Source organism: Pseudoalteromonas sp. SG43-5 (assembly GCF_014164345.1).
In the GTDB taxonomy this organism is placed as follows: domain Bacteria; phylum Pseudomonadota; class Gammaproteobacteria; order Enterobacterales; family Alteromonadaceae; genus Pseudoalteromonas; species Pseudoalteromonas distincta.
This window is the reverse complement of record NZ_JACJFA010000001.1, coordinates 91,747-108,266: the sequence shown is the minus strand read 5'-3', so window position 1 is coordinate 108,266 and position 16,520 is coordinate 91,747. Positions and strand designations below refer to the sequence as shown.

Sequence of the window (16,520 nt, the reverse complement as noted above, 5' to 3'; positions counted from 1 at the left end):
AGTTTTGGAAAGCTGGTATTAATCAAGCTCACTATAAATACGTCTGTTTTCTTCTTTAGTAAGTGCAATAACTTCTGTTTTAGAGATGTAATCTTGCAGTGCTTTTTTGTTTTTAAAATCGACTAACACCACCAAATTACCTAAACCGAGTAAAGCGCTAACGCTGCGGATAATTGATTGCGGCCAGCTAATTAAATTACCTTCAAGAGTTTGTACTTTTAAACGCCATGCACGCATGCCAATGGTTTGCCCGCTTTTAGTCCAAAAGTAGCCAAAAAATACTAAGCTAACAATAATTAAAAGAGCGGTACGAATACCCGAAAGAAGATTTGAATTTTGAATAAATGCAGATACATCCTCTGCGCCATTTAAACTAATTACATCGAGAGAAATAAGCCCCTGTACTGCAAATAAATACAGCACTACAGTTAACATCGCAAACGCAATAATGGCTAACGTATCGTAGACCAACGACGCAAAACGGCGCCAAAAACCAGCACGTGGAAACTCACCCGACATAAATACACTCTCACTATTAATATGCGAGCTAGTTTAACAAAAAAGCTTACAAATACTAAGACATGTTAATGTTTAGAGAGAATTGATTTTATTGCTGTAAATTACTACCTACGGAGGGGAATGAAAAAGACCCTACTATTTACAGTAAGGCCTTTTAATTTATAGCGAGTTTAACCTAGCTTAATAGCAAGGTATTTTATGTCGTCACCACTTATTTGCGGTAAAAAATAAATATCGCCGTATTTAAAATACTGCTGTGAGTTAATTATTACGGCCTGTGCTGTCTGAGGCAATGAATCGTAAGTTTGGCCCAAGCTATAGTCATTCACATTACCCACTTTTATTGCCTGATTAAGGCGAGTTGATGGCTCATCAACAACCGTATAACCATTATTAGCTGCAATGTAGTACACATTTTGATAAGTGTAGTAAGTCGTATTATGGTGTTTAAAATGCCTGTAATTTCTTGGAAGCGTATTTATACGCAGGCCTCTAGGTGGTTTAACAACATGGTAGCCTCTTTTAGCTTTACGGTAATAAAGGCCGTCGTTAAACGTAAACGAAATACCATTAAATCTGATTGATGCGCTATTGCGTGGTAAATGGTTTATAAATCGATTTTGTCTGTAAGCGACTGAATTGTGATGGCTTGTTAAGTAGTTATATTTTCGCTGGTTGTAGCGGTATTGTTCACGCTTTTCCTGTTTGTACTTAGCAAGTTTACGTTTTTCTTGCTTACGGTCTTCTCGTTTTTCTTTTTTATGCTCAATACGCTGCTTTTTTTCATGGCGGCGTTCATCGCGTTTATATTCAACACGTTTGTCGTGATCGCGTTTAAAGCTTTTATCATTCTCTCGCTCGTTTTGTGCTCCAAGCGCAGAGCCTGATACTGCGCCAATAGCGAGCAGGGCAGGTAGTAAAAAAGTAAGTTTCATAGTATTGCCTCGTTTATGTTTTTACATAACTGGGTTCAATACTAGCGGCTCAAACTGAATGTTAACTGACATACAACAGCAAACGGAGTTATGCTTACAGCTTTTTACATTTTACTGACGGTTCTTGACATAATCTCTAGTTTTTGACGATTTTAGGAATATTTTGATACACCAAAATGATTAGTGGTATCACAAAAAATGGATACGAAATTAGTAATTAAGCCTTCCTTGGCTTTGCAGGTTAATTACTTTTGATAAAAAGGATAATCGCTATAACCTACTTCAGTACCGCCATACATAGTGGCTGCATCAGCTTCGTTAAACGTCCAATTATTTGCTATACGCTCTGGTAAATCAGGGTTAGCTATAAATGGGCGACCAAATGCAAATAAGTCACCGTAACCTTCACCTAAAATACGCACTGCTTTTTCTACTGTGTATTTACCTGCATAAATAATGCGCCCTGAAAATTCAGCTCGGACTGCTTTATAAAATTCTTGTGGTAAATCGGGAGCGTTATCCCAATCAGCTTCCGCAATCGATAAGTAAGCAATACCTGCTTGCTCAAGCACTTTAACGGCCTGGATATAAGTGTGATGAGGGTTTGATTCAACAAGTCCTAAATACACTCGTGTTTCATCTGTGCTTTCAAATAAAGGAGCAAAGCGAACACCTAAACGATCAGAGCCTACAACGTCACTTACCGCTTCAACTATCTCTTTTAAAAAGCGCAGGCGATTACTAAGCGTTCCACCGTATTGATCGTCACGGTTATTAGTATGCTCAGAAATAAACTGATTAACTAAATACCCGTTAGCACAATGAAGCTCCACACCATCAAAGCCAGCTTCTAAAGCATTGCGTGCAGCTTGAGCGTACATGTTTACCAGTTCACCAACCTCAGTAGTACTTAATGCACGAGGCTCACTTGGGTCAGCCAATGCGCCTTCACCAGGTGCGGTTTCAATAAATACTTTTACATTGTCAGCAATAATATCTGAAGGGCCAACCGGTTTACCTGAATTTGGTTGTAGTGTGGCGTGCGATACGCGCCCTACATGCCAAAGCTGAGCAAAAATAACGCCGCCTTTAGCGTGTACTGCATGTGTTACTTTTTTCCAGCCTTCAATTTGTGCTTGCGAGTGAATACCTGGGGTCCAAGCGTAACCTTGCCCACGAGGTTCTATTTGTGTGCCTTCGGTAACCATAAAGCCAGCCGATGCACGCTGCGAGTAATACTCAGCCATTAATTCATTAGGAATATTGCCAGGCTGAGTGCTGCGAGAGCGAGTAAGAGGAGGCATCACAATACGGTTTTTAAGTGTAAAAGGGCCAAGCTCAATTGATGAGAATAAAGGAGCGGTATTAACTAAATCTGATTTCATTTTAAATTCTCTTATAAAGCAAACAAAGGCTTAAATAGTGGTTAAGCAACATTGGCAGCATAGAGATTTAAGGATACAATTTGAAACAACACTTTTTTGTGCAGCATACAATTATGAATGGTATCAGTCGGCTCGATATAAAACAGTTAAGAGTACTCAGTAGCTTATTAGAACTGCAAAATCTTTCACAAGTAGCCAAAAAAATGGGGTTAACGCAACAAGCTATTAGTGAGCAACTACGAAAGCTACGAGACTTATTTGACGATCGCTTGTTTATTCGCCAAGGTAATAACATGGTTGCTACTCCTAAAGCGCAAGGACTCAAGACGCCTGTTAATCATATTTTAAAGCAATTAGAGTCGTTACTAGAGCCCGAGCAGTTTAGCCCGCAAACTTATAAAGGTGTGTTTACCATAAGCGCAACCGACTACGCCACGCAGGCTTTATTGCCACAATTATTTAATATTACCCGCCGCGAAGCGCCAGGTTTAAAGCTGATAGTGCGCGACTTTGCATCCGACAACGTTAATCAACTTATAACGGCAGGCGAGCTTGATTTGCTGATAAGCTTTCCAGAATTTATACCCGACAATCTTTCTTATATCACCTTGTTTGAAGAACAGCATTTGTGTATTACCGGTATAGGTAACACTACTTACACTGAACCTTTGAGTTTGGCGCAATTTGCAAAGCATCCACAGCTAGTGGTGTCGCCATCTCGTGCAAATTTGCGCGGATCGCACGATCAGTGGTTTGAAAGCCAAGGGCTAAAACGTAATATTGTAATGTCGGTACCAAGTTTTTCTGCGGTGCCCGACATTTTATATACAACCGATATGCTCGCATTTTACCCATCAAGATTATTACCTAACAGCAAAGTTAAACAGCTAAAAATAGAAGCTCTGCCCCCTACATTTAAAGTAATAGCCGCATGGCATCCGCGTACTAATAACAGCCCTATTCATAAATGGTTGATAGAGCAATTACAAAACTTATAACGATATAAAACATCTAAAGTGACTACTTTTTACTGTTAAATTAGCAACCCAATATTTAGATTAAATCATTTAACCCCTCCTTAACCCTCGACCTAATAAGCTATGTGTAATAGTACGAATTAGGCATAGTTAAATGGTTTATTTTAAAAAGCACTCAACCGGTTTTTTACTTGCACTTAGTTGTACGCTTGCTGCATGTAGTAGTCAGCCAAGCTATCAAGGTAATAGTACTGAGCAGTCGCTAAAACAACATACAAACTGGCAGTACACGCAAAGTAACGCACAGCACGTAAATTACATTACCGATTTGGTGAATATAGAAGGGCTTGATTCGCTTATTGAGCAAGCTGTTACTAATAATCCATCGTTTAATCAAGTGCATGTTGCATTAAAACTAGCTTATGCGCAGCGTGATGTAACTGCTGCAAGTCAGTGGTTTAGTGTAGATGCAGGATTTGACGCGCAGCGCAGTAAAACCGAAGGCACGCAATACAGCTCATCAGTAGGTATAAGTTGGGAAGCTGATATATGGCAAAAAATTGCTGACAATGTAGCCGCGCAAGATATGACTATTGCCAGTAACCAAGCTACTTATCAAGGTGCTAAAGACACATTAGTAGCGAGTGTTATTCGTACTTATTTAAATATTATTTTGCAGCAAAATTTGCTCGATATAGAGCAGCAACGTTTAGTTGTTTTACAAAATAATGAGCAAAGTATTGTAGAGCGCTACCAATATGGGTTAGGTGATTTAGAAGCGCTTGATACCGCCCGTACTAGCACGGCATCTACCCGCGCGACCATTGCCGATTACAAAGAACAAATAGCAAAAGCAAAGCGTGCTTTAATGCTAATTGTAGGCACTGATAAACTTCAAAACCTGCCAAGTACATTAACTCTACCAAGCGTTATTGAGCCATTAAGTACCTTACCAGAGCAAGATTTAGCGCGCCGACCTGACTTACAAAGTGCCTATTACAACATTCAGGCAAAGCATTACTTGGTTGATGTATCGTACAAAGAGCTACTACCGAGTATTTCGCTTTCGGCATCACTGAGTGATTTTGCAAGCACGCCAAGCCAATCATTATTAACCAGCCCAGTGTGGAGTTTATTAGGCAGTTTAAGTGCCCCTTTATTTGAAGGTGGAGCACTGCGTGCGCAAGTTGATATTGCAAAATTAAATGCCGAGCAAGCGTTTTGGCAGTACCAAGATACGCTGCTAAGTGCTGTAAACGAAGTTGAAAATGCACTCGGGCAGGAGCAATCATTAACCGAGCAGCAACTGCAAATTAGCAATGCACTTGCTAGCGCTAAACGCAGCTTTAGTAACTATCAAAGTAAGTATCAACAAGGTTTGGTTGATATTTTAGATTTGCTAACAGTGCAACAAAAAGTATACGACCTGCAAGCGCAGCTTAGCCAAATAAACTACACCCTTTTAACTAACCGCATAGATTTAGGCCTCGCTTTGGGCCTTGGAGTATCGTCATGAAAATTTCGCCAACACCGGTTGTTGTAACGCTTGTTGCTATTGTTTGTATAGGGCTTGCTATTATGTATAACGGTCAAAAAATGGTTGAAAAAGCAAATAGTCCACAACCAGCCGCTATTAAAGCTATTGCCCCAAATGTATCGGTAATTAATGCAGCTCCGAGCACTTATCAGGCTTATGTTAGCGGCCACGGTGAAGCTAAAGCGCATTGGTCACTTAGCTTAAAAGCACAAGTTAAAGGCGAAGTAACCAGTATGAGCGAGCAATTTTCGACCGGTAACTTAATAACTAAAGGGCAGGTGTTTGCACAAATTGATGACACCGAATACTTACAAGCTCTAGCTAGCGCAAAAGCAACATTGGCTGATGCAAAACTAGCACTGCAAGAAGAACAAGATTTAGGTAATCAAGCAAAACGTGAATGGGATCGCTCAGGCGTTACGCAAGCGCCAAGCTCGCCGCTTGTATTTAGAACGCTGCAGTTAGAAGCCGCGCAAGCTACGCTCGATAAAGCACAATATGCACTTAAAACCGCACAGCGTGATGTAAATAACACCCAGTTAAGTGCACCATTTGACGCTGTTATTTTATCGCGCGATATAGATTTAGGTACTTATGTGAGTATTGGCGATACGCTTGCCACGCTAAACAGCACTGACAAAGTAGAAATAACGGTGCCGCTTTCATTAAGTCAGTGGCAAAACCTAGCAAATAATAAATCAGGCGATGTTATTTTAACTGATGTAACCACTAATACTAAATGGAACGGTTATATTGCACGTTTTGAGCAACACCTTGATGACAGCTCGCGCCAACGCAGCGTAATTGTTGCCTTAGATAAACCGTTTGAGCAAACAACGCCGTTACTGCCTGGTACATTTTTAGCGGTAGAAATTGCCGGTAAGCAGTTAACTAACGTAATAAAACTGCCTGCTTCGGCGGTATCTCAAGATGGCTTAATTTGGTACGTAAATGATCAAAATAGCTTAGTAAGCACACACGCTAATAAAGTATTTGAGCGTGGGGATTACGTATATATTACGCCAGTAGATGGTGCTAAAAATCTAAAAGTGGTGGCGCGCCCACTTGTTAGTTACTTAAACGACATGAAAGTAAATCCAATAGTTGAGGAGATATAATAATGAGCCCTCATCAACCACCTCAAATACCCAGTAATAATAACCCGCTGCACGGTATTATTAATTGGTTTGCAAATAACTCTGTTGCCGCTAACTTATTGTTAGTTAGTGTGATTGTAATGGGTATTATGTCGCTTACGACTTTACGTAAAGAGGCTTTTCCGAGTTTAGAGCCAGATACTATTTCGGTATCGGTGGTTTACGACAGTGGCGATGCATTGCAAGCCGAAGAAGGAATAGCGTTAAAAATAGAAGAAGCGCTCGAAACCGTATCGGGTATTAAACGTATTACCTCTACATCCGATGCTAGCGGTAGCCATGTAAGCATTGAAAAAAGTACTGATTACTCACTCGATGAGTTACTTGTTGACGTTAAAAACCAAGTTGACGCTATTAATAACTTTCCGGCAGATGCTGAGCAACCTGTTATTGATAAAGCCCGTAGGCAAGATCATGCATTAACGCTGCAACTTTTTGGGGATGCAGATCGCCATACATTACAAAACCTGGGTGAAAAACTTAAAGCCGATTTATTAGCGCAATCAGGCATTAGCGACGTAGAGCAATCAGGTGTGCTCGACCCGATGATGTCCATAGAAATCGACGAAGGTAAATTACAAGCATATGGCTTAACTATTAGTGATGTAAGTGAGGTCATTAATAATGAGTCATCAAGCCCGCTTTCGACTAGTTTGCGCGATAGCAGTAAAATTATACGCTTAAAAGCCGCCGACCAAGCTTACTGGCAGCGCGACTTTGCCAATATTGTATTGTTAACAACCGCATCAGGCACACAAATTAAGTTAGGAGATGTAGCAACCGTTACCGACTCATTTGCCGAAGATAGCAACTCATTAAGCCGTTATAACCAACAAAATGCCGTAGGCGTTGAAATTTTAATGGGCGATAACAGCGATATAACTACCATTGTTAAGCAAGCTAATAGCGTAATAGATAAATGGCACGAAAGCGGTTTATTACCCCAAAATGTAGAGCTTGAAAGCTGGCACGACAAAAGCACCATGATCACCGAGCGTTTATCGCTACTTACTAAAAATGCGGTGACCGGTATTATTATGGTGTTTGTAATACTTGCCATATTTTTAAACGTACGCGTAGCGCTGTGGGTTGCTGGTGGCTTGCCGTTTGTATTTTTTGGTACGCTTTATTTTATGACCGATGGCTACACCGCACTAACCATAAACGAAATGACCACCTTTGGCTTTATTATGGCGCTGGGCATAGTGGTAGACGATGCCGTTGTTGTAGGCGAGAGTATTTACACCACACGTAAAAAGCATGGCGATACATTAAATAATACAGTTTTAGGTACCATGAAGGTTGCTGTGCCAACAATATTTGGGGTGTTAACCACGGTGGCTGCGTTTGTAGCGCTTTCGAATGTGTCGGGCAACTTAGGTAAAATTTATTCTCAATTTGCCACTGTAGTGACCATTTGTTTACTGCTTTCAGTTGTTGAATCAAAACTTATTTTACCCTCGCATTTAGCCCACATTAGTACTAAACGCCAAGTTAAAAAAGGCTTAGCAGGTCTGTGGTCAAAAATACAACATGGTGCTGATAGCGGCTTAAGCTGGTTTAGTAAAAACATTTACTGCAAGGTTATTGAATTTTCACTGCGCTTTAGATACGCCGTAGTGGCTGCGTTTATCGCCTTTTTTATATTAGTTATTGGCATGCCGATGACAGGCACAGTTAAAGTTGGTTTTTTCCCAAGTATTGCAGGCGATACCGTAACAGCCGATTTGGTTATGCAAAACGACGCCGCTTATGGGCAAACAAACACAAACTTACTAACGCTTGAGCAAAGTGCATTACAAGCTGAGCAAAACTTAATGACTAAGTTGAACTCTGACAAAAGCGAAATAACCAGCCTACAAGTCATTAGTAGCAGCGACACCAGCGGTGAAGTAAGTGTTGAGCTATTAAACGAAGGCGCTTTTACAGCAAGCGAATTTGCTCAAGAGTGGCAGCGCGTAGCAGGTAGCCTTGAGGGCAGTAAAAAATTACAAATATTAGCCACGCGTAAAATGGTTGATAACTTTAAAGTTGAGCTTAAAGCGTGGGACGACGAAACCGTAATGGCGGCGGGCGTACTATTTAAGGAGCGCTTACAAAATACCGCAGGCGTTAACGGAATAGACGACAACTTAAACCCAGGTCAGCCACAGCTTAAATTTACCCTAAATGCACAAGGGCGCGCGCTTGGCATGGATACAGCCAGTTTATCAAAGCAAGTACTGCAAGCCTTTGGTGGTGCAGTTGTACAGCGCTACCAACGTAATAAAGACGAAGTTAAAGTACGTGTACGCTACCCAGAAGATGCTCGTAAAACACCTGCCGATATAATGCAGTCGCGTATTCGCCTACCCGATGGCACCGTTGTCCCTTTAGTTAACGTAGCCACAGTAAGCAGTGAATATCAGCAAGATGAAATAACCCGCATTGATGGACTTCGTGCAATTTATTTAAGCGCCCAAGTAGATAAAAACGTGATTGCTCCAAACGAGTTAGTTGCTAACTTAAAGCGCGACTTAATTCCTGAGTTAACACAGCAATTTCCTAACTTAAGTGTGTATTTTGCAGGAGAGGCAGAGCAACAAAGCGAAACCACCAGCTCAATGAGCACTATGTTTGTAGCAGCTTTATTAGTTATTTACGTGTTGCTGGCTATTCCGCTTAAATCGTACATTCAACCTATGTTGATTATGGTAGCAATTCCGTTTGGCATTGTGGGCGCTATTTTAGGACATTGGTGGAACGACTTAACCATTAGTATATTGTCGTTAAATGGTATTTTGGCGCTCAGTGGGGTAGTTGTAAACGACAGCTTATTACTTGTTTCACGCTTTAACGAACTAGTAAAAGAAGAGAGCATGAGCACGCACGATGCCATAGTTGAGTCGTGTACGAGCCGATTACGTGCGGTATTACTTACCTCAATTACGACGTACGCAGGCTTAGTGCCGCTACTTAGCGAAACCTCAATGCAGGCACAGTTTTTAATTCCTGCTGCGGCATCACTTGGCTACGGTATTTTGTTTGCCACGGTTATTACCTTAATACTTATACCGGCATTATTGATGATTCAAACCGATGCTAAACGCGGTATTGATGCTGTGCTAATATCGCTAGGTGCTAAAAATAAAACGCAGGAAGTAGCCTCTTAATGATAAACGTACTACTGGTTGAAGACGACATAGATTTGGCAACCACCATTGTTGATTATCTCGAAATTGAGTCAATAGAGTGTGACCATGCAAGCAATGGCGTAATGGGTTTAAATTTAATAGAACGTAATCAATATCAAATGATTATATTAGATGTAAACATGCCCAAAATGGACGGTTTAACCATGTGTAAATCATTGCGTGAGCAAGGCATTGATATACCTGTATTAATGCTGACAGCGCGCGATAGCCTCGACAATAAGCTAGAGGGGTTTGCAGCCGGTAGTGACGACTATTTAGTAAAACCATTTGCGATGAAAGAGCTAGTAGCGCGGGTTCAAGTATTAGCAAAGCGTAAAAGTGGAGAGGTTAAGCGACTTACCTTTGCTAATTTAACACTTAATTTAACCGCGCATACAGCAACAGTGGCTGCGCACAGTTTAAAGTTATCACCCATTACTTTTAAGTTATTAGAAGTGCTTGTACGAGAGCAGCAAAAACCGGTAACCCGACAGGTAATTATGCAAGCAATATGGGGAGACGATCAGCCAGACAGCAATAGCTTAAAAGTGCATATTCATCATTTGCGTAAACAGCTAGAGCAAGCGCATTGCCAAGCCGTACTAGAAACAATACCCAGTGTAGGGTTTGCGCTAAAATTAAAAAATGGGACACAAGCATGAAAATTAGACCCAGCCTGAGGTTGTATTTTTTTGCCACCATGGTGCTTTTAAGTTCATTAATGGCAATTGGTTTTTCGTTTTTAAGTGTTAATTATTTTATTGATGGCTTAGACCGAGGGTTAAATGGCGTAATGCATGCGCTTTCGCAATCTACTGAGGTTAAAAACGGTGAACCTGCAGAAATGATTGGCTTTAAAATAGCGAGTCGCTGGGAAGACATGCCAAGCGAAATTCAGCAACGCTTTACAAAGCCTACAGAGATTGGCGTATTGCAAAAAAGCAAAGTAAAACCATCGTTTTTTTCAATGCCGGAAGACCTCTATTTTGTAGCGTATTTTCAAAACCCTGCAGGGGAGCCCCGTTACGTATCACGTATTATGCTTGAAAAAGAGCGCCTTAAAAAACAAAGCTCACCCGATAAACCTATAAAAAAGTTGGCATGGATAGCGTTAACAGGGGTTACGGCAATTGCTTTATTTACCTTCTTTTTGTTTATGGTAATGAAAAAAATAGCTAAGCCAGTAGAGTCACTACGCGGTTGGGCTAAGTCGTTAAATCAAAAGAATTTACAAAACACGCCGCCCGACTTTACCTATAACGAACTAAATACCTTGGCAACGTTAATACGCAGTAGCTTGCTTTCTGCTCACGACAGCCTTGAGCGAGAACAGCGCTTTTTAAGTTATGCGAGCCACGAGTTACGTACACCAATTTCGGTTATTCGTAGCAACGTTGAATTACTTAACCGCTTAAGCGAAAAAGCACCTTTAAGCGATAAACAACACCTTACACTGCAGCGAATAGAGCGCGCCGGTTTAACCATGAGCGATTTAACCGAGACGTTATTGTGGCTTAGCAGAAATGACGACCAGCAAAGTGCACCAGAGCCCGTAAACCTAGCCGAAAAAATAACGACCTTGAGTAACGAACTCGATTATTTACTCAATTCAAAACAAGTTGATGTACTTATAAATACCGATAACCAAAATACGACTATTAATACCGAAGCTACCGCATGTCACATTGTACTTACTAACTTAATACGTAATGCGTATCAGCATACACAACAAGGGCAAGTGCGAATTACTCAGCAGGGTAGCCGTGTGATTATAGTAAATAGCAGCGCACAAACAGATACGCCACACAGTGCTAATAACACAAACAAGCCCGCTAATATTGGCTACGGTTTAGGATTAGAGTTAAGCGAAAAAATAATAAAACGACACGGTTGGGTATACGAAGTAAACGACATGCCTGGGCGTTATGAAGTGGTGGTCGATTTTAGTTAATAGACTTTCTTAATACTTAGGTTTTTTACATTCAAAAATATTTAATTTAACGCTGAGAATATAAAAAACTTAGTGATAGTAATGTGTTAAGTAATTTGCTAAAACTATAAATAGAAAGGATGCGAGTGTAGCGCGAATGGAAATACACGTGAATTATGTGCTACTAAATTATTAGGGTTAATGGAGTAACATGCAATATATCGACTATTATAATTCAATTAAAGATAAGGTTCTAAAAGAGCTTACTTTTAATGAACTAGCATTTGTTCATCTAAATGCTCGAGACTATAACGACATAAAGCATGGACAAATACAATCTGTTCTTCCTTTAGTTATAGGAGAGATCAGGCACGCTAAATTTTATAGATATTCTCAGAATTTTCTACCCCTTGCTTCAGCATTCACTGTTTTAGATCAGCTTGGTTTTTGTTATTCAAGAAGTGATATCCCTACTTATAGTGACATTAATGCAAGCTCAATAAAAAAGTCTCTATATTATTTTTGTGGTTTTTCTGAGAATGATAGAGATACAAAAACATTATATGCATTAAGAAATTCATTTTTGCATACGGCATCATGTTTATCGAAAGCTGAACGACCTAACCAACCAAATCATAGTTTCGTATTTGATAAAAATTCAGATGATTTGATAAAGTATCCAGACATACCATGGGATGGTGATTTTAATAACCTAAATAACAGCATGTCTACGATTGTCAATCCTGTGATGTTGGTAGACTTAATTGAAGCTTCGGTTGAAAATGCACTTAAATACTTATATGACGGAAGTTTGGTAGTATCTTGTGATAGTGGGAGAGCCGAGTTTTACTATCGTTTCCTTAAGTTCTATTCTGAAAAAATCTAGCATAAACAATCAATATGAACGGTTTTAAAGCACTTAAAGTAAACCTGCTCTTGCTGCTATTAATTAGCTCACGGAAGTCTTATGGAGGATATCGAGTTTAAAGTTTTAAAGTCTTTTCTCGTTGAGTCTAAGAGCCATCGCTGGATTCAGGAAATGTATTAAAAATAGTTGCTCCTGAAAGAGGTGGTGGCTACGAAACAATGAAAATACTCCATGCTTATGTTAAAGGCGAACTTAAAGGAGCTTTAACTGGATATGACATAACTAAAAATAATGTAGTTTGCCCAATAAAAGATTTGATCCCGTTATGCTCTAATTACTACTCAGTCGCGCATAGGAAGAGCCTTCCGTACACAATAGAGGAAATTAAAAGTATGAACGCTAATTAACCATGCTTTCGAGTTTTGCTAGTCAGGTTTTTTCAGTATTTTAGAAAAGTATGGAAGTAGCTGAAAATAAGATCGCAAGCGGATATTAGTAACGTTTAGATTGCTAATTTTACTCAATCAAAGAGTTTTTATCGAGCCTTACAATGCCAATGATCATCGTGTTTAGTGCAGGCTTGTTTTGTGGGCTTGGCTTTTACGATCACAATGTTGGGAGAGTTGTGCTCAGTTACTAAAGCAGGCGTAACTACTTTAACGACTTTTTTATGTGGTTTATGCGCACTGGGACCATGTTGATATACTGTGCAGCCGCTCATAATAAGCGCGGTCGTCATTACTAAAACTACTTTTAAAGATAAGTTCATGTTTATTAGTCCTATGTAGCTTAACACAAAGCCTAGGATAAACTTTTTTTTGTATAGTGCTGTAAGCAAACGTAAGGATATTGTAAAGGTGACTTATATGGCTTTTGACGTCTATTTAACTAATTAATAAGTACATTGGTACTGCGTTAAATACGCCAATACCAATGCTTACAATATTGAGTTTAGAGCTCAGAGCTTAGTCCACTGAGTTCAAACTTATAAATCGCTGCGCCAACCCATACCAGACTCTTCCATTAAACGCTCGTACACGCCTTCTATGTTAAGTGGTAACCATGCATCAAACTGTTTAAAGTCACTAAATTGGTCTAATTTTACATTTTGTTTAATTTCGTCAAGCGTATTACCGGCTAAAACGCCTGCGGTTACTTGGCTATACAAAAGCTCTAAATAACTTAAGTAACGCGCTACATCTGCTTTACTGCCAATATCGGCATGTCCGCCTACAAAAGTATTAAAGTCATATTTGAGTACCGCTTGAGTTGAGTTAATCATGCCTTGAATATCGTAACTCCACAGTTTTTGCCACGGCATTCTGCCAATAACAATCCAATCAACCACAAACAAGGTTTTTTGCTTTTCGAATAATATACTAACCGAACCACGACCATCGTTTGGACCATGGTAGTTAAGCTTTACTGTTGAATCACCAAGGGTAAGTAGTAGCTCGTTATCAAAAGTAAGGCTGGGCATTACCGTTTTCATTTGTGTGTTTTTAATATCTTGCGCGGCGAGTTTATGCGCCACAAAAGTGGTGTGCGGGCTTTTGAATACTTCGGCGCCGTAAATATGATCGCTGTGATTATGGCTATATACAACATATTTTACCGGTACGTTATAGCGAGTTTTAATTTGCTCCTTTAACCACGTGGCGGCTTTTTTATTAAGTGGGTCGGTAACTATTGCACCCTCAGGAGTGATTAAAAATACTGAGCGGTGTCTGTCGTCTATAAAGCGGTGTAAGCCATCTCCTAAGTCTTCTATTTCATAGGCTTGTGTGGCAAAGCCTATAAACAATAGGGCTGTGGTTAATAGTTTTTGTAGCAAGCGGGGCATACACCATTCCTTTTTAAATTGATTAAATTAATAACGCTATTAAAGGAAGAAAGCATTAAGCAGTAAAAAATTTCAGCTATTGGTTAAATTAAAGCTTAAGCTTAAGTAAAAGGATCAAATATAAGGATGAAATAAAAAGCCATTATAAAAATGGCTTTAGATAGCTTGGTTGGGTTTATCTTTGCGTTAGTTGTTGGTTTATTTCTTCAAAGATGCTGGCATCATCTATGGTTGAAGGTATTTGTAGCTCTTCGCCATCGACTAGTTGGCGCAAATTTTTACGCAGTATTTTACCCGAGCGAGTTTTAGGTAACCTATCTACGCTAACTATATTTTTAAGGCACGCAATAGCGCCAATCTGATTACGAACACTTAAAACAAGCGCTTGTTCTACGTCGGTACTTGAGCCCATAAAATCATTTTTAAGCACGATCATTCCCATAGGAAGTTGCCCCTTTAGAGGATCGTTCACACCAAAAACAGCGCATTCAGCAACAGCAGGGTGCGCGGCTACTATCTCTTCCATTTCGCCGGTAGAAAGCCTATGGCCTGCTACATTTATAACGTCGTCGGTTCTGCCCATAATAAATAGGTAGCCGTCTTCATCAATATAACCACCATCGCCAGATAAATAATAACCCTCGTATTCATTTAGGTAGCTTGCTTTAAAGCGCGGGGTATCTTGCCAAATTGTTGGTAGGCAACCCGGTGGAAGTGGCAGTTTAATTACCACGGCGCCTTGCTCGTTAGCTGCGCATTCATTGCCATCCATATCTAATATCCGCACGTCAAAACCTGGAGTAGGCACGGTAGAGCTGCCAGGTTTTGTTGCTAAGTACTCAAGCCCTACAGGGTTACAAGCAATAGCCCAGCCGGTTTCTGTTTGCCACCAATGATCGAGCACTGGCAGTTTGGTTTTTTCTTTAAGCCACTCATAAGTGGGAGGATCTAACCGCTCGCCAGCTAAAAATAAACGTTTTAAGCTTGAGGTATCGTATTGATTAAAGCCATCGGCATTTGGGTCTTCTTTTTTGATTGCTCTAAATGCGGTGGGGGCACTAAATAATGCATTTACTTTATATTCTTCTACCACGCGCCAAAATGCACTAGCATCGGGCGTTTTAACGGGTTTACCTTCATATAATACGGTCGCGCAGCGATACATTAGCGGTGCGTAAACTATATAAGAGTGCCCAACTACCCAGCCAATGTCAGACGCTGCCCAAAATACGTCGCCGGGCTTCATACCATAAACGGTTGCCATGCTGTATTGCATTGCCACTGCGTGACCGCCATTTTCGCGTACTACGCCTTTGGGTGTGCCTGTCGTGCCTGAGGTATATAAAATATAAAGCGGATCATCTCCATTTACAGGCACCGGATCTGCGCTTGCAGCCGTTTGCATTGCCTGAGTCCAATCTATGTCTCGTTTAGGCTTAAGAGTGGCGGTTACTTGTGGACGCTGATAAATAACGCAGTGTTCTACTTTGTGCGCAGCTAAGTCTATTGCGTTATCAATAAGTGGTTGGTATTCAATAACGCTGTTTACTTCAACACCGCATGAGGCGCTAAGTATAAGTTTGGGCTTGGCATCATCAATGCGTACAGCTAATTCGTGTGCAGCAAACCCACCAAATACCACCGAATGAATAGCACCAAGACGAGCGCACGCCAACATACCAATAACAGCTTGTGGGATCATTGGCATATAAATAACAACGCGGTCGCCTTTTGTAACACCTAACGATTGTATTACGCCTGCAAATCTAGCAACTTCTTGTTGTAGTTGTGAGTAGCTATAAGTTTGCTTTGTATTAGTGACTGGGGAGTCGTAAATCAGTGCAGTTTGCTCGCCAAATCCGGCAATAACGTGTTGGTCTAGCGCTAAAAAACTGGTGTTTAATTGCCCGTCGCTAAACCAATGGTAAAGCCCGTCGTCGTCTTGTGTGTATGCTTTTGTGGGGGGGTTGTACCATGGAATATTTTTACTTTGTTCGAGCCAAAATTGGGCTGGGTTTTGCTTAAAGGCATTATATTGCTGTTTATATTCGCCTGACATGTAAGGCTCCTAAAGCTAAATTTGTGTGTGAGAGACCTTACAAAATGTAGGCTTTTTTTAGCAAGCAAGCTATTCGACCTTGGTCGGTTAAAAGTTAATCAATACACTGGTTTTAAAAATACAAAATTGACAACACA

The 16,520-nt window shown here is 40.4% G+C and carries 13 protein-coding genes; 7 read left to right on the top strand and 6 right to left on the bottom strand.

Annotation, left to right across the window (positions count from 1 at the left end; translation table 11 throughout):
* Positions 1-18: 18 nt before the first annotated feature.
* The 3 genes from H5161_RS00440 to H5161_RS00430 all read right to left on the bottom strand — a co-directional run bounded on the left by H5161_RS00440 (position 19) and on the right by H5161_RS00430 (position 2,839).
* Positions 19-519 carry an RDD family protein gene (locus tag H5161_RS00440; RefSeq protein WP_002962012.1) on the bottom strand — a complete coding sequence of 167 codons (501 nt, stop codon included), beginning with the start codon at positions 517-519 and terminating at the stop codon, positions 19-21.
* A gap of 170 nt (positions 520-689) precedes the next feature.
* Complete coding sequence (locus H5161_RS00435) at positions 690-1,454, bottom strand: DUF6515 family protein (protein WP_182768494.1); 765 nt, start codon at positions 1,452-1,454, stop codon at positions 690-692.
* 245 nt (positions 1,455-1,699) lie between these two features.
* Complete coding sequence (locus tag H5161_RS00430; protein ID WP_024597086.1) at positions 1,700-2,839, bottom strand: alkene reductase; 1,140 nt, start codon at positions 2,837-2,839, stop codon at positions 1,700-1,702.
* A gap of 80 nt (positions 2,840-2,919) precedes the next feature.
* On the opposite strand from H5161_RS00430, the gene H5161_RS00425 reads away from it, so the two are divergent.
* The 7 genes from H5161_RS00425 to H5161_RS00395 all read left to right on the top strand — a co-directional run bounded on the left by H5161_RS00425 (position 2,920) and on the right by H5161_RS00395 (position 12,499).
* Positions 2,920-3,837, top strand: coding sequence for a LysR family transcriptional regulator (locus H5161_RS00425; protein ID WP_220493453.1), 918 nt, complete (start codon positions 2,920-2,922; stop codon positions 3,835-3,837).
* Positions 3,838-3,970: 133 nt separating this feature from the next.
* Positions 3,971-5,332, top strand: coding sequence for a TolC family protein (locus tag H5161_RS00420; RefSeq protein WP_182768493.1), 1,362 nt, complete (start codon positions 3,971-3,973; stop codon positions 5,330-5,332).
* Positions 5,329-6,471: an efflux RND transporter periplasmic adaptor subunit gene (locus tag H5161_RS00415; protein ID WP_182768492.1), complete on the top strand. Its 1,143-nt coding sequence runs from the start codon at positions 5,329-5,331 to the stop codon at positions 6,469-6,471. The genes H5161_RS00420 and H5161_RS00415 overlap by 4 nt, the downstream gene beginning before the upstream one ends.
* Positions 6,472-6,473: 2 nt before the next feature.
* Positions 6,474-9,662: an efflux RND transporter permease subunit gene (locus H5161_RS00410; protein WP_182768491.1), complete on the top strand. Its 3,189-nt coding sequence runs from the start codon at positions 6,474-6,476 to the stop codon at positions 9,660-9,662.
* Positions 9,662-10,345, top strand: a complete 684-nt coding sequence (locus H5161_RS00405; protein ID WP_024596691.1) for a response regulator transcription factor — start codon at positions 9,662-9,664, stop codon at positions 10,343-10,345. Before H5161_RS00410 ends, H5161_RS00405 begins: the two co-directional genes overlap by 1 nt.
* Positions 10,342-11,634, top strand: coding sequence for a HAMP domain-containing sensor histidine kinase (locus H5161_RS00400; protein WP_182768490.1), 1,293 nt, complete (start codon positions 10,342-10,344; stop codon positions 11,632-11,634). Before H5161_RS00405 ends, H5161_RS00400 begins: the two co-directional genes overlap by 4 nt.
* 190 nt (positions 11,635-11,824) lie before the next feature.
* On the top strand, positions 11,825-12,499 hold the full coding sequence (locus H5161_RS00395) for a hypothetical protein (RefSeq protein ID WP_182738153.1): 675 nt from the start codon (positions 11,825-11,827) through the stop codon (positions 12,497-12,499).
* A 517-nt stretch (positions 12,500-13,016) separates the two neighbouring features.
* Here H5161_RS00395 and H5161_RS00390 read toward each other — a convergent pair.
* The 3 genes from H5161_RS00390 to H5161_RS00380 form a co-directional block, all read right to left on the bottom strand.
* Positions 13,017-13,250 carry a hypothetical protein gene (locus tag H5161_RS00390; protein WP_182696147.1) on the bottom strand — a complete coding sequence of 78 codons (234 nt, stop codon included), beginning with the start codon at positions 13,248-13,250 and terminating at the stop codon, positions 13,017-13,019.
* A gap of 216 nt (positions 13,251-13,466) precedes the next feature.
* On the bottom strand, positions 13,467-14,324 hold the full coding sequence (locus H5161_RS00385) for an MBL fold metallo-hydrolase (protein ID WP_182696148.1): 858 nt from the start codon (positions 14,322-14,324) through the stop codon (positions 13,467-13,469).
* 175 nt (positions 14,325-14,499) lie between these two features.
* Positions 14,500-16,383: a propionyl-CoA synthetase gene (locus tag H5161_RS00380; RefSeq protein ID WP_182768489.1), complete on the bottom strand. Its 1,884-nt coding sequence runs from the start codon at positions 16,381-16,383 to the stop codon at positions 14,500-14,502.
* Between the last annotated feature and the right edge of the window lie 137 nt (positions 16,384-16,520).